16 protein-coding genes, 1 pseudogene and 2 other annotated features are annotated in these 18,619 nt (G+C 44.3%); all 17 genes and pseudogenes read left to right on the forward strand.

Features of this window, described 5'->3' with window-relative positions; translation table 11 throughout:
• The first annotated feature begins 129 nt into the window (after positions 1–129).
• Positions 130–1,587, forward strand: coding sequence for a glutamate--tRNA ligase (gene gltX, locus B9Z54_RS17705; protein WP_113929734.1), 1,458 nt, complete (start codon positions 130–132; stop codon positions 1,585–1,587).
• Between the two features lie 47 nt (positions 1,588–1,634).
• Positions 1,635–1,856: a binding site (T-box leader), on the forward strand.
• Between the two features lie 175 nt (positions 1,857–2,031).
• Entirely contained in the window at positions 2,032–2,691 is a 660-nt protein-coding gene (cysE, locus tag B9Z54_RS17710) for a serine O-acetyltransferase (protein ID WP_113929735.1), read from the forward strand.
• Positions 2,681–4,078, forward strand: coding sequence for a cysteine--tRNA ligase (cysS, locus tag B9Z54_RS17715; RefSeq protein WP_113929736.1), 1,398 nt, complete (start codon positions 2,681–2,683; stop codon positions 4,076–4,078). Before cysE ends, cysS begins: the two co-directional genes overlap by 11 nt.
• A 2-nt stretch (positions 4,079–4,080) precedes the next feature.
• Positions 4,081–4,509 (forward strand): Mini-ribonuclease 3, encoded by a 429-nt coding sequence (locus B9Z54_RS17720; protein WP_113929737.1) that lies wholly within the window; start codon positions 4,081–4,083, stop codon positions 4,507–4,509.
• Positions 4,509–5,252, forward strand: coding sequence for a 23S rRNA (guanosine(2251)-2'-O)-methyltransferase RlmB (gene rlmB / locus B9Z54_RS17725; protein ID WP_113929738.1), 744 nt, complete (start codon positions 4,509–4,511; stop codon positions 5,250–5,252). Before B9Z54_RS17720 ends, rlmB begins: the two co-directional genes overlap by 1 nt.
• Before the next feature lie 5 nt (positions 5,253–5,257).
• Positions 5,258–5,766, forward strand: a pseudogene (locus B9Z54_RS17730) (NYN domain-containing protein).
• A gap of 68 nt (positions 5,767–5,834) precedes the next feature.
• The gene (sigH, locus tag B9Z54_RS17735) at positions 5,835–6,488 is read left to right on the forward strand and encodes an RNA polymerase sporulation sigma factor SigH (protein WP_275887825.1); all 654 of its coding nucleotides are present in this window, start codon (positions 5,835–5,837) and stop codon (positions 6,486–6,488) included.
• Positions 6,489–6,572: 84 nt separating this feature from the next.
• Positions 6,573–6,722 (forward strand): 50S ribosomal protein L33, encoded by a 150-nt coding sequence (gene rpmG, locus B9Z54_RS17740; RefSeq protein ID WP_113929739.1) that lies wholly within the window; start codon positions 6,573–6,575, stop codon positions 6,720–6,722.
• Positions 6,723–6,772: 50 nt separating this feature from the next.
• Positions 6,773–6,949, forward strand: coding sequence for a preprotein translocase subunit SecE (secE, locus tag B9Z54_RS17745; RefSeq protein WP_113929740.1), 177 nt, complete (start codon positions 6,773–6,775; stop codon positions 6,947–6,949).
• A gap of 195 nt (positions 6,950–7,144) precedes the next feature.
• On the forward strand, positions 7,145–7,678 hold the full coding sequence (gene nusG, locus B9Z54_RS17750) for a transcription termination/antitermination protein NusG (RefSeq protein ID WP_113929741.1): 534 nt from the start codon (positions 7,145–7,147) through the stop codon (positions 7,676–7,678).
• A 179-nt stretch (positions 7,679–7,857) separates the two neighbouring features.
• Positions 7,858–8,283 carry a 50S ribosomal protein L11 gene (rplK, locus tag B9Z54_RS17755; RefSeq protein ID WP_148941924.1) on the forward strand — a complete coding sequence of 142 codons (426 nt, stop codon included), beginning with the start codon at positions 7,858–7,860 and terminating at the stop codon, positions 8,281–8,283.
• Between the two features lie 121 nt (positions 8,284–8,404).
• Positions 8,405–9,103: a 50S ribosomal protein L1 gene (rplA, locus tag B9Z54_RS17760; RefSeq protein WP_113929743.1), complete on the forward strand. Its 699-nt coding sequence runs from the start codon at positions 8,405–8,407 to the stop codon at positions 9,101–9,103.
• Between the two features lie 56 nt (positions 9,104–9,159).
• Positions 9,160–9,301 (forward strand) — a sequence feature (ribosomal protein L10 leader region).
• A gap of 43 nt (positions 9,302–9,344) precedes the next feature.
• Positions 9,345–9,845 (forward strand): 50S ribosomal protein L10, encoded by a 501-nt coding sequence (gene rplJ, locus B9Z54_RS17765; protein ID WP_113929744.1) that lies wholly within the window; start codon positions 9,345–9,347, stop codon positions 9,843–9,845.
• Positions 9,846–9,908: 63 nt separating this feature from the next.
• A complete protein-coding gene (gene rplL / locus B9Z54_RS17770; protein WP_113929745.1) occupies positions 9,909–10,271 on the forward strand; it encodes a 50S ribosomal protein L7/L12 in 363 nt (120 codons plus the stop codon).
• 122 nt (positions 10,272–10,393) lie between these two features.
• Positions 10,394–10,999: a class I SAM-dependent methyltransferase gene (locus B9Z54_RS17775; RefSeq protein WP_113929746.1), complete on the forward strand. Its 606-nt coding sequence runs from the start codon at positions 10,394–10,396 to the stop codon at positions 10,997–10,999.
• Between the two features lie 239 nt (positions 11,000–11,238).
• A complete protein-coding gene (gene rpoB / locus B9Z54_RS17780; protein WP_113929747.1) occupies positions 11,239–14,796 on the forward strand; it encodes a DNA-directed RNA polymerase subunit beta in 3,558 nt (1,185 codons plus the stop codon).
• 55 nt (positions 14,797–14,851) lie between these two features.
• Positions 14,852–18,445: a DNA-directed RNA polymerase subunit beta' gene (gene rpoC, locus B9Z54_RS17785; RefSeq protein WP_113929748.1), complete on the forward strand. Its 3,594-nt coding sequence runs from the start codon at positions 14,852–14,854 to the stop codon at positions 18,443–18,445.
• Positions 18,446–18,619 lie beyond the last annotated feature (174 nt).

Genomic DNA, 18,619 nt, shown 5'->3' on the forward strand with positions numbered 1-18,619 from the left:
AGGAAGAGCTTGTAATAGGCAGTGAAAATACTAAATTTTATTTATGCAGGAACAACAATATAGCTTTATTCATCCACCCAACGGTGATAAAATATTGCAGAGATACTGAGAATCGAGGAGGAAATACTCATGACAAACGAAATCAGAGTGCGTTATGCTCCGAGTCCAACCGGACATTTACATATCGGTAATGCCAGAACAGCTCTTTTTAACTATCTTTTTGCCCGTAATACAGGCGGAAAGTTCATTATCAGGGTTGAAGATACAGACGAGAAACGGAATATTGAAGGCGGCGAAGAAAGCCAGCTGAAATATTTGGAATGGCTTGGCATTGACTGGGATGAGAGTGTGGATAAAGGCGGAGAGTATGGGCCATACCGCCAATCTGAAAGAAATCACATTTACAGCAAATACTATCAAGAGCTCTTGGAAAAAGGCCTTGCTTATAAATGTTATTGTACGGAAGAAGAACTTGAAGCGGAAAGAGAAGCTCAGCAGGCCAAAGGCGAAATGCCGAGATATTCAGGCAAGTGCGCCAACCTGTCCAAGGAAGAACAGGATAAGCTTGCCGCTGAAGGCCGCAAACCGAGCATCCGTTTTAAGGTGCCGGCCGGTAAGGTCTATAAATTTAATGATATTGTTAAAGATGATGTTTCATTTGAATCAGATGGAATCGGCGACTTTGTTATCGTGAAAAAGAACGGCATTCCAACATACAACTTTGCGGTAGCGGTCGATGACTATCTAATGAAAATCACACATGTGCTTCGCGGTGATGACCATATCTCCAATACACCGAAGCAGCTGATGATTTTTGAGGCATTTGGCTGGGAAGCACCTGTATACGGCCACATGACTTTAATCGTGAATGAAAACCGTAAAAAGCTGAGCAAGCGTGACGAAACGATCATTCAATTCATCGAGCAGTACGAAGAACTTGGTTATCTTCCAGAAGCACTGTTCAACTTCATTGCTTTATTGGGCTGGTCTCCAAAAGGAGAAGAGGAGTTGTTCAGCAAAGAGCAGTTCATCGAAATTTTTGACCCTGAACGCTTATCGAAATCACCGGCCGTATTCGATAAACAAAAGCTTCTTTGGGTGAATAACCAGTATATGAAAAACCTTGATCTTGATCAGGTAGCCGCATTAGCAATGCCTCATTTGGTAAAGGCTGGGCGAGTGAGTGAAAATCCTGCTGAAGAAGAACAGGATTGGGCGCGTAAAGTGATTGCTTTGTACCAGGAGCAAATGAGCTTTGGCGCAGAAATTGTCGAGCTCTCAGGCATGTTCTTCAAAAAGGACATTGATTATGATCAAGACGCAAAAGCCGTTCTGGAAGAAGAGCAGGTACCGGAAGTACTAAAAGCGTTTGTAGAAGAAATCGACCAGCTTGAAAATTATGAAGCGGCTGAAATCAAGAAATCCATCAAAGCAGTTCAAAAGTCAACGGGGCATAAAGGGAAAAAATTGTTTATGCCGATCCGTGTAGCGGTAACTGGCCAGACGCACGGCCCCGAGCTTCCGAATGCAATCGAACTTTTAGGAAAAGATAAAGTTAAGCACCGAATTGAAAGTCTTTTGGGTTAACATTTCCGATCGTTTGTAATATATTAAGAGTATCACAAAACGAATAAGCAAAAGTGTTGATGAGGAGAAGTAGAAAAACGAAGCTTTCCAGAGAGAACCGCCACCGGCTGAAAGTGGTTTAAGCCTCTCGTTTTTTGAAATGCACCTCTGAGTCCTTTATTGAAAATAGTATGTAAAGGCGGTTTCCTTCCGTTATAAGGAATTAAAGTTGGGGAGAAGCAATCCGTTTCACCCAAACAGAGTGGAACCGCGCCGAAAGCGTCTCTGTCTATGGACAGAGGCGCTTTTTTTGTTTTTCTAAAAGATTCCATCAGAAGAGCAGCATAACTTGGAGAAGCGGCGAGAAGCAGCTGTCAGGAAATTTTTATAAACCGCTGAAACGAAAGAAGCAGCAACTTTTGACCTTTAGAAAGGAAATTAACGAAAGCGAAAGGAGGTAATCAGTTGTTCAAACACCTTAGAGAAGATATTCAGACCGTATTCGACCAGGACCCGGCAGCAAGAAACTCTCTTGAAGTCATCTTGACGTATTCGGGACTGCACGCGATTTGGGCACACAGACTGGCCCACGCATTTTATAGACGGAAATTTTACTTCCTGGCAAGGGTGATATCCCAATTGAGCCGCTTTTTCACAGGGGTCGAAATCCACCCAGGTGCGGTAATTGGCCGGCGTTTTTTCATTGATCACGGCATGGGGGTCGTCATTGGAGAAACGTGTGAAATCGGTGATAATGTAACGATTTTTCAGGGGGTCACCTTGGGTGGAACGGGAAAAGAGAAAGGAAAGCGCCACCCGACAATCAGGGATAATGCGCTGGTTGCAACAGGCGCAAAGGTATTAGGTTCCATTATTGTTGGGGAGAATTCTAAAATAGGAGCAGGCTCGGTTGTCCTGAAAGATGTACCGGCAAATTCGACTGTGGTCGGCATTCCCGGCAAGGTAGTGATTAAAGATGGCGTGAAGGTCAAAGATTTTAATCATACTGACCTTCCCGATCCGGTGGCAGATCGATGTACCGATTTGGAAAATCAGATCCTGGCACTGAAGCAAAAGCTTGAAGAAGCAGAAAAGAAAGGGGATATCCGGCAAAATGACCATTAAACTATTCAATACCCTCACAAGGCAGAAAGAGGAATTTAAACCGCTCGAAGAAGGCAAAGTAAAGATGTATGTCTGCGGCCCGACCGTATACAATTATATACACATCGGGAATGCCCGTCCGGCTATAGTGTTCGATACCGTACGCCGCTACTTTGAATATAGAGGATACGACGTGAATTTCGTTTCGAATTTCACTGATGTAGATGATAAATTGATCAAGGCAGCGAACGAACTGGGAGAAGATGTCCCTGCCGTCGCGGAGCGCTTTATCGCCGCGTATCACGAAGATACGGAAGCGCTTGGCTGCCAAAGAGCGGATGTCCACCCGCGCGTAACGGAAAATATGGACATCATCATCGATTTTATCCTGGCATTGATTGAGAAAGGGTATGCCTACGAATCACAAGGAGATGTCTATTATCGAACAAGGAAGTTTGACGGTTACGGAAAGCTTTCTCAACAATCGATTGATGATTTAAAAGTTGGAGCCCGCATTGAAGCGGGAGACAAGAAGGAAGATCCTTTGGACTTTGTACTATGGAAAGCTGCAAAAGAAGGGGAAATTTTCTGGGAAAGCCCTTGGGGACAAGGAAGGCCGGGCTGGCATATCGAATGCTCCGCGATGGCGAAGAAGTACTTGGGAGAGACCATCGATATCCATGCAGGCGGTCAGGACCTGGCATTCCCTCACCATGAAAATGAAATTGCCCAGTCAGAGGCATTGAACAACAAGACATTTGCCCGTTATTGGATGCACAACGGTTATATTAATATCGACAATGAAAAGATGTCCAAATCTCTTGGGAATTTCGTCCTTGTCCACGATATTATTAAAGAACAGGACCCGCAGGTTTTGAGATTCTTCATGCTGTCTGTTCATTACCGCCATCCAATCAACTATAACCTGGAACTTCTCGAAAATGCTAAAGCCGGTTTGGACCGTTTGAAGACGTCCTATGAGAATTTGAAGCATCGAAGAGAGGTTTCTGCAGAGCTGACGGATAATAACCAAGAATGGCTGGAAAAGATCGCATCGCTTAAAGATCAGTTCACAGAAGAAATGGATGATGATTTTAATACCGCAAACGGTATCTCTGTCTTGTTCGAACTTTCAAGGCAGGCAAATTACTACCTGATGGAAAAGAATACTTCGATTACAGTCATTGATGCCTTCTCGAAGCATTTCCAGGAATTTTTCGAGGTTCTTGGACTGAAGCTGGAAGAAGCGGAATTGCTGGATGAAGAAATTGAAGAAATGATCAACCAGCGGATCCAGGCCCGTAAAGACCGGGACTTTCAGCTTGCCGACCAACTGCGCGACAAACTGAAATCGATGAATATCATTCTGGAAGATACTGCCCAGGGAACTCGCTGGAAAAGAGGGTAAACATGTTATATCAGCAAAATGAAAACATAGATGCCAAACAAATGAACGCCTTGGCGCTGGCTTATATGGGGGATGCCGTATATGAAACGTATGTACGGCAGCACCTTCTTCAATCTGGAAGGGTGAAGCCGAACCATCTTCATCGAGCGGCGACAGGCTATGTTTCTGCGAAAGCGCAGGCGGCCGCGCTTAAGAGGCTGTCAGATAAAGATGTGCTTTCCGAAGAAGAGCAGGCGATCGTCCGCCGCGGCCGGAATGCTAAGTCAGGGACCATCCCAAAGAATACAGACGTACAGACGTACCGTTACAGTACCGCGTTTGAAGCTTTGATCGGCTATTTATTTCTTCAAAGCCGCAAAGACCGGCTGGAAGAATTGATTCATACCGTTTTGTTAGATAGTTCAACTGATGTTAAGAAAGGAGGATCATAATGAGCAGTGAATTTATAGGCGGGAGAAATCCCGTATTAGAAGCATTAAAATCAGGCAGGGATATCAATAAGATATGGGTTGCCGAAGGCTCGCAGAAAGGGTCAATGGGACAGATCACCACATTGGCTAAAGAAAAGAAGGTCCTTGTCCAATTTGTACCGAAACAAAAGATCGAGGGAATGGTCCGGGAAAACCATCAGGGTGTGGTGGCCCAGGTGGCAGCTTATCAGTATGCAGAAATGGACGAGCTGTATGCCAGAGCAGAACAAAGAGGGGAAATCCCTTTCTTCCTGATGCTGGATGAACTGGAGGACCCTCATAATCTTGGTTCCATCATGAGAACAGCGGATGCCTCAGGTGTTCATGGAATCATCATACCGAAAAGAAGGGCCGTCGGGCTCACAGCTACAGTAGCGAAAGCATCAACAGGGGCAATCGAACATATTCCTGTAGCGCGGGTTACCAACCTTGCACAGACAATTGACGAATTGAAAGAAAGAGGAGTCTGGGTAGCGGGAACAGATGCTAAGGGTGCAGATGATTACCGCAGGCTGGATGGAACTTTGCCGATATGTCTTGTCATCGGCAGTGAAGGAAAAGGAATCGGCCGTTTAATAAGAGAAAAATGTGACTTTCTTATTAAGATGCCTATGGTTGGACATGTGACATCACTGAACGCATCAGTCGCAGCCAGCATTCTGATGTATGAGGTCTACCGTAAACGCCATCCTTTAGGAGAGTAGGGAGAATGAACATCCTCCTTGTTGATGGCTACAACATTATCGGTGCCTGGCCGGAGCTTAGGGAACTCAAGAATAAGGACCTTGCTGCGGCCAGAGACCGCTTGGTGGAATGCATGGCGGAATATCAGGGGTATACCGGCTACAGAGTTATCGTTATATTCGATGCGCACTATGTGACTGGAATCGAAAGAAAATACAAGAATTATAAAGTTGATGTTTTTTTACCAGGGAAAATGAGACAGCTGATGAAAGAATAGAGAAGCTGGCGATCGAACTCAATAATATAAAGACACAGATTTATGTTGCTACCTCCGATTTCACAGAACAATGGGCAATATTCGGGCAGGGGGCATTGAGGAAATCAGCCCGTGAACTTTTTAATGAGATGCAGTCGATTCAAAAAAAAATTGAACGAAATGTAAAGAAATCCGCGGAGAAAAAGCCTTCATCCAAAATCGCATTGACAGAAGAAGTGGCAGAAATTTTCGAAAAATGGCGCAGGGGACAGCAATGACCTGTTGACGCTTTCAAAAAATATACTGTATAATATTTCTATCTATTGTTTCCGCGAGGGGGATATGTGTGGACATTCACAGCAGCACAGGAGAACTGAAAGCTCTACTAGAGACGATGGACGACGAAGCCGTGATTGAGATGGTTCACCAAGGGGAAAGTGAAGCGCTGGATTTTCTTATTAAAAAATATCGGAATTTTGTGAGAGCGAAAGCAAGGTCGTACTTTCTGATTGGCGCTGATAAAGAGGATATCGTCCAGGAAGGCATGATCGGCCTGTATAAAGCGATCCGCGATTATAAAGAAGATAAGCTGACTTCATTCAAGGCATTTGCCGAGCTTTGCATTACACGGCAGATCATTACTGCCATCAAAACAGCGACACGCCAAAAGCATATTCCGTTAAATTCCTATGTTTCTTTGGACAAGCCCATATATGATGAAGAATCGGACAGGACCCTGCTCGATGTCATAACGGGTGCCAAAATTACAAATCCGGAAGAGTTGATCATCAACCGTGAAGAGTTTGACAGCATGGAAGACAAAATGGCTGAACTCCTCAGTGATCTGGAGAGGAAAGTACTGTCGCTTTACCTTGACGGACAATCCTACCAGGAAATCTCCGAGGAATTGAACCGTCATGTCAAATCGATAGATAATGCTTTGCAAAGGGTCAAACGGAAGCTTGAAAGATATTTGGAAGTAAGGGAAATCACCCTGTAATATACGGAGGGCTTATTGACACATTGTCACCTCCATGTTATTTTTGATAGGACTAATTTAGTACAAGCACAGCAGGTGAGATGTATGAGCAACAAGCTGATTTTGGCTTGCAGCGAATGCGGTTCGCGGAATTATTCCGTACCCAATAACAGAAGCGGCAAGCAGGATAGACTGGAATTAAAGAAATTCTGCACTACATGCAATGCACACACTGTTCATAGAGAAACTAAGTAATATTTTACTATAAATGCCCGGTGATATATCCAAGTTGGAGGTAACAACAGATGTTTAAATTCTTTAGCAATGTTTCATCAGAGATGAAAAAGGTAAGCTGGCCTAAACGCAAAGAGCTTACCCGCTACACGATCACAGTCATTTCCACTGTTATTTTTGTTGCACTGTTCTTTACAGTGATAGATTTAGGGATTTCTGAACTCATCCGTCTTATTCCCGGCAGATAACTCTTTTCTGCTCCGGTCTGACTGAAGCGGCAATAGAGAAATAAAGAATGCATTGTATATAGGTGCAGGATTCATGGTATAATGACATTTAATAGCGCAAAACTTCTAGGAACCCGTTAAAACCGGGTTTTTTCATTTGGGCGAAAATAATGATTATGTAATTTAGAGGAGGGACGGACTTTAAAGTCCTAACAAATGGAGAAAAACTGGTATGTGGTCCATACTTACTCAGGATATGAAAATAAAGTAAAAGCAAACTTGGAAAAACGAGTTGAATCAATGGGGATGCAGGATAAGATCTTCCGTGTCGTTGTTCCTGAAGAAGAAGAGACGGAAATTAAGAACGGCAAGAAGAAAGTAGTCAAGAAGAAAGTGTTCCCTGGATATGTAATCGTAGAGATCGTCATGACGGATGACTCTTGGTATGTAGTCCGAAATACACCTGGTGTGACAGGATTCGTCGGATCGACAGGCTCAGGCTCAAAACCGACGCCGCTTCTTCCCGAGGAAGTAAATTCACTTCTGAAGCAGATGGGAATGGTAGAGAAGAAAATGGAAGTCAACTTTGAACTGGGCGAAACTGTAACGGTGACAGAGGGACCTTTCGCCAACTTTACAGGTTCGATTGAAGAGATTGATGCTGCAAAAGGAAAAGTGAAAGTACTTGTGAATATGTTCGGCCGGGAAACTCCGGTAGAGCTGGAATTTACACAAATTGATAAATTATAATTTAAAAGAACTTGAAATTAATTTGGATAAGTGATAATATTTCATAAGTCAGTCTGTCTCTGCGAGAGACTGCTGTACTACAAATCAAGTTCTTTATGTTGATAAAGACATTTATTAAATGAGTGGGAGGGCAATACTGGCCCTATTACCACATCACGGACTTTAAGGAGGTGTGTCTCGTGGCTAAAAAAGTAGTTAAAGTTGTTAAGTTGCAAATCCCTGCTGGTAAAGCAAATCCAGCGCCGCCGGTTGGTCCAGCACTTGGTCAAGCTGGTGTTAATATCATGGGATTCTGTAAGGAGTTTAATGCTCGCACAGCTGATCAAGCTGGCTTGATTATCCCTGTTGAAATTTCGGTATTTGAAGACCGTTCATTTACATTCATCACTAAAACTCCGCCCGCTGCAGTTTTACTTAAGAAAGCAGCTGGCATTGAGTCTGGTTCTGGTGAACCAAACCGTAACAAAGTTGCAACGGTTAAGCGTGACAAAGTACGTGAAATCGCTGAAACAAAAATGCCTGACTTAAACGCTGCAAGCGTGGAAGCGGCTATGTTAATGGTTGAAGGTACTGCGCGCAGCATGGGTATTGTCATCGAAGACTAATACTCAGATTAGTTGAATGTGCATGTTGGACGAGGTTGCGATGATGAAATGGTTGTTTCACTCGCAACCTTTATTCGTGGGAGGTTATTCCGCTAAAACCACAATCTAGGAGGAAATTATAATGGCTAAAAAAGGTAAAAAGTATCTTGAAGCTCAAAAACTAGTTGATCGTTCTCAGAACTACGCTGTAACAGAAGCGGTTGAATTAGTTAAAAAGACAAACTTTGCTAAGTTTGACGCATCAGTAGAAGTGGCTTTCCGTCTTGGAGTAGACACTCGTAAAAACGACCAGCAAATCCGTGGAGCGGTTGTTCTTCCGCACGGAACTGGTAAAACACAAAAAGTCCTTGTATTCGCTAAAGGCGAAAAAGCGAAAGAAGCAGAAGCTGCTGGCGCTGACTTCGTAGGCGATGCAGACATGATCGCGAAAATCAACCAAGGTTGGTTTGATTTCGATGTAATCGTTGCGACGCCTGACATGATGGGTGAAGTTGGTAAACTTGGCCGTGTGCTTGGACCAAAAGGTTTAATGCCGAACCCTAAAACAGGAACAGTAACATTTGATGTTGAAAAAGCTGTGAATGAAATCAAAGCAGGTAAAGTAGAATACCGCGCTGACAAAGCTGGAAATGTACATGTGCCAATCGGTAAAGTATCATTTGACACTGACAAGCTTGTTGAAAACTTCACTACGATGTTTGATACAATGCTTAAAGCGAAACCAGCTGCTGCTAAAGGAACTTACATGAAAAATGTAGCTGTCACTTCAACAATGGGTCCTGGAGTGAAAGTAGATCCTTCAACATTCGCTGTAAAATAATTAAAATGATATTGACTTAACGGATTGAGTGATATATAATTCATTCTGTTGTTAAAAAATATATAACATTTGTACCATAGACAGCAGGTGCTGATAAAGCTTAAATTCCTGCCGAGGTAATTGCGATATAACGATTCGGAAGATTCGTCTGCAATGCCTTCATGTCTACTACGATATGAAGGCATTTTTATTGTGATAGACCGGTATGAATGTTCATCAGAAATCTACAGGAGGTGTAATGATGAGCAGCATTCTTGATCAAAAGAAACAAATCGTTGATGAAATCTCAGACAAGATGAAAAACAGTGTATCTACTATCATTGTAGATTACCGTGGATTAGACGTATCTGAGGTTACTGAACTTCGTAAACAACTTCGTGAAGCTGGCATCGACTTCAAAGTATACAAAAATACAATGATGCGTCGTGCAGCTGAAGCCGCTGGTTACGAAGGTTTGAATGAAGTGTTGACTGGACCGAGCGCAATTGCGTTCAGTACTGAAGAAGTTGTGGCTCCGGCTAAGATTCTTAACAACTTCGCTAAAGACCACGAAGCTCTTGAAATCAAAGCGGGTATTATAGAAGGTACAGTTACTTCTGTAGAAGAAGTTAAAGCAATCGCTGAACTTCCTTCTCGTGAAGGTCTTCTTTCTATGCTTCTCAGCGTGCTTCAAGCACCAATGCGCAACTTCGCGTTGGCTACGAAAGCAGTTGCGGATCAAAAAGAAGAGCAAGGCGCTTAATCTTGCAAGTTAACTTGCAAACAAAATTTAAACTATTCCATATAATATAGGAGGAAATATAAAATGAGTAAAGAGCAAATTATCGATGCGATTAAAGAAATGTCTGTTCTTGATTTAAACGATCTTGTAAAAGCAATTGAAGAAGAATTTGGTGTAACTGCTGCTGCTCCTGTAGCAATGGGCGCTGCTGCTGGCGGAGACGCTGCTGCAGAGCAAACTGAATTTGACGTTATCCTTGAGAGCGCTGGTTCTCAAAAAATCAAAGTTATCAAAGCTGTTCGTGAAATCACAGGCCTTGGTCTTAAAGAAGCGAAAGAACTTGTTGATAACACTCCAAAAGCTCTTAAAGAAGGTATTTCTAAAGAGGAAGCTGAAGAACTTAAAGCTAAACTTGAAGAAGTTGGAGCTGGCGTAGAAGTTAAGTAATTCACGACAGATTTAGAAGCTCGCTTATATAGCGGGCTTTTTTGTTCTGTTAGTTGGTAGAACCAGGCGGTACATCCTTTGTGCAGAACAATCGGGTGACCACCCCGGATGGGAGGCTTTTGATGTCGAATCATTATTATTCCCGCACGCCTGAGGTGAAAAGTGATCCTCAAGTGATGGAAGTCGAATTGAGAGATTTTAAATTCCGCTTGAAAACGGACCAAGGCGTCTTTTCGAAAAATGAAATTGACTTTGGCTCCCGTCTTCTGATCGATTCATTTATTGAAAATGAAAAGGCGGGCCCTCTGCTGGATGTGGGCTGCGGATATGGCCCGATCGGTCTTTCCATGGCGAAAGCTTTTCCAGACCGCACCGTGCATATGGTTGATGTCAATGAACGCGCGCTGGGACTGGCAAAAGATAATGCCGATAAAAACGGGATATCCAATGTATCCATTTATGAAAGCAGCTGCTTTGAGAATGTCGGCGAGAAGAGTTTCTCTGCGATCCTGACCAATCCGCCGATCCGGGCGGGTAAATCGGTTGTTCACGAAATTCTTGAAGACAGCTATAACCATTTGTCTGAAGGCGGGGAGTTGTGGGTTGTGATACAAAAGAAACAAGGTGCAGCCTCTGCATTCAAAAAGATGGAAGATATCTATGGAAACGCCGAAATAGCCGCCAAGAAAAAAGGCTATCAGATTTTAAAGTCTGTAAAAGAAAATTAATTGACGTAACATAGGGGCTATGTTAGTATTATAAAATGCAAAAATATTATTTTCCGGTATTATGTCCATATGTATAAAGTTTGGATTATATGGAAAAGATTATAAAATAATAGCTCGTTATGTGGAAAATGAGGTTTTATGGAGTAAAACCCTTTTTCTTTTTGTCTTATGGTAGAGTGGTTGTACTACTTTAAGACATATAGAGGCAACCAAAACGTTTGATTTGAGGGGTGAATCAGTTGACAGGTCAACTAGTTCAGTATGGACGACACCGCCAACGCAGAAGTTTTGCGCGTATCAGTGAAGTATTAGATTTACCAAATTTAATCGAAATTCAAACATCCTCCTATCAATGGTTTCTTGATGAGGGATTAAGAGAGATGTTTCGCGACATTTCTCCGATTGAGGACTTCACTGGTAATCTTTCCTTGGAATTTATTGATTATAGCCTTGGGGAGCCAAAGTACTCGGTGGAAGAATCAAAAGAGCGAGATGTAACATATTCAGCGCCGTTAAGAGTCAAGGTCCGTTTATTGAACAAGGAAACCGGCGAAGTTAAAGACCAGGATGTGTTTATGGGCGATTTCCCGCTGATGACAGAAACGGGAACGTTCGTGATCAATGGTGCTGAACGCGTTATTGTATCACAGCTTGTTCGTTCGCCAAGTGTTTACTTCAGCGGCAAAATGGACAAAAACGGCAAAAAAGGCTTCACTGCTACCGTTATTCCAAACCGCGGTGCGTGGCTGGAATATGAAACAGATGCGAAAGATGTAGTGCATGTGCGTATTGACCGCACACGTAAATTACCGGTAACGGTTCTATTGCGTGCACTTGGGTTTGGTTCTGATCAAGAAATCATCGATCTTATTGGTGATAATGAGTATATCCGCAATACTCTCGAAAAGGATAACACTGAGGGTATCGAGAAAGCGCTTCTTGAAATCTATGAGCGCCTTCGTCCGGGTGAGCCGCCTACAGTAGAAAATGCTAAGAGTCTTTTAGTTTCCCGCTTCTTTGATCCTAAAAGATATGATCTTGCAAATGTAGGACGCTACAAGATGAATAAAAAGCTGCATATCAAAAACCGTCTGTTCGGACAGACTCTGGCGGAAACGCTGGCAGATCCGGAAACAGGGGAAATTGTGGCAGAGAAGGGCACAGTGCTTGACCGACGTGCTCTGGACAAAGTCATTCCGTACTTAGAAAACGGCATCGGCTTCAAAACCTACCAGCAGTCTGGCGGAGTATTGGAAGATGACGTAGTGCTTCAGTCTATTAAAATCTATTCTCCTAATGAAGAGGGAGAAAAAGAGATCAATGTTATAAGTAACGCGTTTGTAGAAGAAGAAATAAAGAACATCACACCTGCTGATATCATTTCTTCTATCAGTTACTTCTTTAACCTGCTTCACGGAGTCGGCGATACGGATGATATCGACCACCTGGGCAACAGACGTCTTCGTTCTGTTGGCGAATTGCTTCAAAACCAATTCAGGATCGGTCTTTCCCGTATGGAACGTGTAGTTCGCGAAAGAATGTCCATTCAGGATGCGAATACGATCACTCCGCAGCAATTGATCAATATCCGTCCTGTTATTGCATCTATTAAAGAGTTCTTCGGAAGCTCTCAGCTTTCTCAGTTCATGGATCAAACGAACCCGCTGGCTGAACTGACTCACAAAAGACGTCTTTCAGCATTGGGGCCGGGCGGACTTACGCGTGAGCGTGCAGGCTTTGAAGTCCGTGACGTTCACTACTCCCACTATGGGCGTATGTGTCCGATTGAAACTCCAGAGGGTCCGAACATTGGACTGATCAACTCTTTATCTTCATTTGCAAAAGTGAATCGTTTCGGTTTCATTGAAACTCCTTACCGCCGTGTCGATCCTGACACAGGAAAGGTAACGAACCGTATGGATTACTTGACTGCAGACGAAGAGGATAACTATGTGGTGGCACAGGCGAATGCACGCCTGAGTGACGACGGTTCCTTCCTTGACGATGAAGTCATCGCCCGTTTCCGCGGAGAGAATACAGTTGTTAAACGTGAGCGCATCGATTATATGGATGTATCACCTAAGCAGGTTGTATCTGCTGCAACAGCTTGTATTCCTTTCCTTGAGAACGATGACTCTAACCGTGCCCTTATGGGAGCGAACATGCAGCGGCAAGCTGTGCCTCTAATGAATCCTGAATCCCCGATTGTCGGGACAGGGATGGAGCACGTTTCCGCAAAGGATTCCGGTGCTGCTGTCATCTGTAAGCATGAAGGTATCGTAGAGCGTGTAGAAGCGAAACAAGTTTGGGTCCGCCAAATTAAAGAAATAGATGGCCAGGAAGTTAAAGGCGATCTGGATAAATACAGAATGCAGAAATTCATCCGTTCCAACCAGGGAACTTGTTACAACCAGCGCCCGATCGTAAGTGAAGGTGACAGGGTGACAAAAGGTGAAATTCTTGCAGATGGTCCTTCAATGGAAAAAGGTGAACTTGCTCTTGGGCGCAATGTAATGGTTGGTTTCATGACATGGGACGGTTACAACTATGAAGATGCCATCATCATGAGTGAACGCCTTGTGAAGGATGATGTTTATACATCCATCCACATTGAGGAATATGAATCAGAATCCAGGGATACAAAGCTTGGACCTGAAGAAATTACCCGTGACATTCCGAATGTCGGAGAAGATGCGCTTCGCAATCTTGATGAACGCGGAATCATCCGTGTCGGTGCAGAAGTGAAAGACGGAGACCTGCTTGTCGGTAAAGTGACGCCTAAAGGTGTAACAGAACTTACAGCTGAAGAAAGACTGCTTCATGCAATCTTCGGTGAAAAAGCACGTGAAGTCCGTGACACTTCTCTTCGTGTACCTCATGGAGGCGGCGGTATCGTCCTGGATGTTAAAGTCTTCAACCGTGAAGACGGAGACGAACTTCCTCCGGGTGTAAACCAGCTTGTCCGTGCTTATATCGTTCAGAAACGTAAGATTTCTGAAGGAGATAAAATGGCAGGACGACATGGTAACAAAGGTGTTATCTCGCGTATCCTTCCTGAAGAAGATATGCCGTTCCTTCCAGACGGAACACCAATCGATATCATGTTGAATCCGCTTGGCGTTCCATCCCGTATGAATATCGGACAGGTGCTTGAGCTTCATCTTGGTATGGCAGCGAGATACCTGGGAATTCATGTTGCATCACCAGTATTTGATGGTGCGCGTGAGGAAGATGTCTGGTCCACTATCGAAGAGGCAGGCATGGCGAGAGATGCCAAGACTGTCCTGTACGACGGACGTACCGGTGAGCCATTCGATAATCGTGTGTCAGTCGGTATCATGTATATGATCAAGCTTGCCCACATGGTTGACGATAAGCTTCATGCCCGTTCAACTGGACCGTACTCACTTGTTACACAGCAGCCGCTGGGCGGTAAAGCCCAATTCGGCGGACAGCGTTTCGGTGAGATGGAAGTATGGGCTCTTGAAGCATACGGAGCCGCTTATACACTGCAGGAAATCCTTACAGTCAAATCGGATGATGTTGTCGGTCGTGTGAAGACTTATGAAGCTATTGTCAAAGGTGAAAATGTACCTGAACCGGGTGTTCCGGAATCATTCAAAGTATTGATCAAAGAACTTCAAAGTTTGGGTATGGACGTTAAAATCCTTTCAAGCAATGACGAAGAAATCGAAATGCGTGACATGGAAGATGAAGATGAATCACAGCAGGCAGATACTTTAAATATCGCGGACAAGGATCAACAAGAATCCGAAACAGTTGGGTCGAAAGAATAGCCGGATTCGGAGCAATTAGGGTTAGAACCTGTAGATTAAAAGGGAGGTAGGCCCCTTGCTAGATGTTAATAACTTTGAATATATGAAAATCGGCCTTGCATCACCTGACAAGATTCGTTCTTGGTCATTCGGTGAAGTCAAGAAGCCGGAAACTATCAACTATCGTACGTTAAAACCTGAAAAGGACGGTTTGTTCTGCGAGCGTATTTTCGGTCCAACAAAGGACTGGGAATGCCACTGTGGAAAATACAAACGTGTCCGTTATAAAGGTGTAGTCTGTGACCGATGCGGAGTAGAGGTAACAAAAGCAAAAGTGCGCCGTGAAAGAATGGGGCACATCGAGCTTGCGGCACCTGTATCTCATATCTGGTACTTTAAAGGAATTCCAAGCCGTATGGGACTTGTCTTAGACATGTCCCCCCGTGCTTTGGAAGAAGTCATCTACTTCGCTTCCTATGTAGTAACAGAACCGGGAGATACTGCTCTTGAGAAAAAGCAGCTTCTTTCTGAAAAAGAATATCGTGCATACCGTGAAAAATATGGTGTGAAGTTCCAGGCGGCAATGGGTGCCGAGGCAATCAAGAAAATCCTGCAGGACATCGACCTTGATAAAGAGGCTGATTTCCTTAAAGAGGAATTGAAAACTGCTCAAGGCCAGCGCCGTACCCGTGCAATCAAAAGACTTGAAGTTGTAGAATCATTCAGGAACTCAGGAAATGATCCTGACTGGATGATCCTCGATGTTCTGCCGGTTATCCCTCCAGAGCTGCGCCCGATGGTACAGCTTGACGGTGGGCGCTTTGCGACATCAGACCTTAATGATCTGTATCGCCGTGTGATCAACCGTAATAACCGCTTGAAGCGTTTATTGGATCTTGGCGCACCGAGCATAATCGTTCAGAACGAAAAGCGTATGCTTCAAGAAGCTGTAGATGCACTGATTGATAATGGACGAAGAGGCCGTCCTGTAACGGGTCCTGGTAACAGACCGTTAAAATCCCTTTCTCATATGCTTAAGGGGAAACAAGGACGCTTCCGTCAAAACCTTCTTGGGAAGCGTGTTGACTACTCAGGCCGTTCTGTAATCGTTGTTGGTCCCAACCTGAAAATGTATCAGTGCGGACTTCCAAAAGAAATGGCCCTTGAATTGTTCAAGCCTTTCGTTATGAAGGAACTTGTTGAAAAAGGCATCGCTCACAACATCAAGAGCGCGAAACGCAAAATCGAAAGAATACAGCCTGAAGTATGGGATGTCCTTGAAGAGGTAATCAAAGAGCACCCTGTACTGCTTAACCGCGCCCCGACTCTTCACAGATTGGGAATCCAGGCGTTTGAACCTACTTTGGTAGAAGGAAGGGCAATTCGACTTCACCCGCTTGTATGTACTGCTTACAACGCAGACTTTGATGGTGACCAAATGGCTGTCCATGTACCTCTATCATCTGAAGCTCAAGCTGAAGCAAGAATGCTGATGCTCGCAGCTCAAAATATCCTTAACCCGAAAGACGGTAAACCGGTTGTAACTCCATCACAGGATATGGTTCTTGGTAACTACTACCTGACAATGGAACGCGAAGGTGCCAAAGGGGAAGGCAGCACTTACAGCAATGCTAACGAAGCTCTGATTGCTTACCAGAACGGTTATGTACATTTACATTCCCGTATTGCGGTAGCAGCATCATCGCTTAACAATAAAACGTTCACTGAAGAACAAAACAAACAGCTTCTATTGACGACTGTTGGTAAAATTGTCTTCAATGAAATACTTCCTGACAGTTTCCCGTTCATCAATGAACCAACTCAGAGCAATCTGGAAACAGTGACTCCTGAGAACTATTTCGTTGATCCTAAAACGGACATCAGAGAAGAATTCAAGAACAGAGAACTGATCAATCCATTCAAAAAAGGTTTCCTTGGAAATGTCATCGCAGAGGTCTTCAAACGCTTTGCGATCACAGAAACATCCCGTATGCTTGACCGGATGAAGGACCTTGGATTCAGATACTCTACCAAGGCAGGTATCACTGTTGGTATCGCCGATATCGTCGTACTAGCCGAAAAAGAAGAGATCCTGACAGAAGCTCAATCAAAAGTGGATAACGTGCTGAAGCAATTCAAGCGTGGTTTGATCACGGAAGATGAGCGTTATGACAGAGTAATCTCGATCTGGAGTGCAGCCAAGGATACAATCCAAGGCAAGCTGATGGCTACACTTGACCGAAGCAACCCTATCTTCATGATGAGTGACTCCGGGGCCCGTGGTAACGCGTCCAACTTCACTCAGCTTGCAGGTATGCGCGGACTTATGGCCAACCCGGCTGGACGTATTATCGAGCTTCCAATCAAGTCAAGTTTCCGTGAAGGACTGACAGTACTTGAGTACTTCATCTCCACTCACGGTGCCCGTAAAGGTCTTGCCGATACGGCGCTTAAAACGGCTGACTCAGGTTACCTTACACGCCGTCTTGTTGATGTTGCACAGGATGTCATCGTCCGTGAAGAAGATTGCGGAACGGACCGCGGCCTTCATGTTGCATCCATCAAAGATGGTACCGAAATCATCGAACCGCTTGAAGAGCGTCTGATAGGAAGATATTCCCGCAGAGCGATCAAGCACCCGTCCACAGGTGACGTGATGGTTGAGGAAAATCAATTAATTACCCAGGATCTTGCCAAGGCTATCATTGATGCCGGCATTGAAACTGTTTATATCCGTTCTGCGTTCACATGCAACACTCGTCATGGTGTATGTGAGAAGTGCTACGGTACCAACCTTGCTACCGGCCAGAAAGTGGAAGTCGGGGAAGCAGTCGGTATCATTGCTGCACAATCCATCGGTGAGCCTGGTACACAGCTTACGATGCGTACCTTCCATACAGGAGGGGTTGCAGGAGATGATATCACACAGGGTCTTCCTCGTATCCAGGAGATCTTTGAGGCACGCCATCCAAAAGGGCAGGCTGTCATTTCTGAAATTGAGGGTGTCATCACTTCTATTTCCGAAGGCAAAGACCGTCAATACGAAATCACTGTACAAGGTGAAGTCGAAACAAGATCTTACACTGCGCCATATACAGCCCGCTTAAAATACGGTGTCAATGACCGTGTAATAAGAGGTGAAGGAATCACTGAAGGTTCCATCGATCCTAAAGAACTATTGAAAGTCAAGGACGTAAACGCAGTGCAAGAATACTTGCTTCGTGAAGTTCAAAAGGTTTACCGTATGCAGGGTGTTGAAATCGGCGATAAGCACGTAGAGGTAATGGTACGTCAAATGCTGAGAAAAGTCAGAGTAATTGATGCGGGTGAAACGGAAGTTCTGCCTGGTACACTGCTCGACATCCACCAATTCACGGATGCCAATGAAAAAGCCATTCTTAATGGAGATGTACCAGCAACTGGACGTCCGGTATTGCTGGGTATTACGAAAGCCTCCCTTGAGACGGATTCATTCTTGTCAGCAGCATCCTTCCAGGAGACAACCCGTGTCCTTACAGATGCAGCAATCAAAGGCAAGCGCGATGAATTGCTCGGCCTGAAAGAAAATGTCATCATCGGTAAACTTGTTCCGGCTGGAACTGGAATGCAGCGCTACCGCAGGGCTGAACCTTTGATGGAAGAAAAAGAAGAAGCTGTAACAGTAGATTAATTCTATAATGGACGGCATTAAAGTTATCTGCAAAAATTTTAATTTGATTTAACCGCTTTTCTGCTTCAATCTTTGATTGGAGCGCAAGGTGTACGATCTCCTGCGTGATCAGCTCGACAGGCGAGCCCCGCGGAGTCGTTCACCTGGAGCGGAAATCACAAAAAATCATATATG

The organism is Bacillus sp. P14.5, assembly GCF_003316765.1.
GTDB lineage: Bacteria > Bacillota > Bacilli > Bacillales > Bacillaceae_B > Rossellomorea.

Excerpts from the sequence above, each read along its gene's own strand:
- gltX (WP_113929734.1), top strand. The coding sequence starts at position 130 with ATGACAAACGAAATCAGAGTGCGTTATGCTCCGAGTCCAACCGGACAT.
- cysS (WP_113929736.1), top strand. The coding sequence starts at position 2,681 with ATGACCATTAAACTATTCAATACCCTCACAAGGCAGAAAGAGGAATTT.
- B9Z54_RS17720 (WP_113929737.1), top strand. The coding sequence starts at position 4,081 with ATGTTATATCAGCAAAATGAAAACATAGATGCCAAACAAATGAACGCC.
- rlmB (WP_113929738.1), top strand. The coding sequence starts at position 4,509 with ATGAGCAGTGAATTTATAGGCGGGAGAAATCCCGTATTAGAAGCATTA.
- rpmG (WP_113929739.1), top strand. The coding sequence starts at position 6,573 with ATGAGCAACAAGCTGATTTTGGCTTGCAGCGAATGCGGTTCGCGGAAT.
- secE (WP_113929740.1), top strand. The coding sequence starts at position 6,773 with ATGTTTAAATTCTTTAGCAATGTTTCATCAGAGATGAAAAAGGTAAGC.
- nusG (WP_113929741.1), top strand. The coding sequence starts at position 7,145 with ATGGAGAAAAACTGGTATGTGGTCCATACTTACTCAGGATATGAAAAT.
- rplA (WP_113929743.1), top strand. The coding sequence starts at position 8,405 with ATGGCTAAAAAAGGTAAAAAGTATCTTGAAGCTCAAAAACTAGTTGAT.
- rplJ (WP_113929744.1), top strand. The coding sequence starts at position 9,345 with ATGAGCAGCATTCTTGATCAAAAGAAACAAATCGTTGATGAAATCTCA.
- rplL (WP_113929745.1), top strand. The coding sequence starts at position 9,909 with ATGAGTAAAGAGCAAATTATCGATGCGATTAAAGAAATGTCTGTTCTT.
- B9Z54_RS17775 (WP_113929746.1), top strand. The coding sequence starts at position 10,394 with ATGTCGAATCATTATTATTCCCGCACGCCTGAGGTGAAAAGTGATCCT.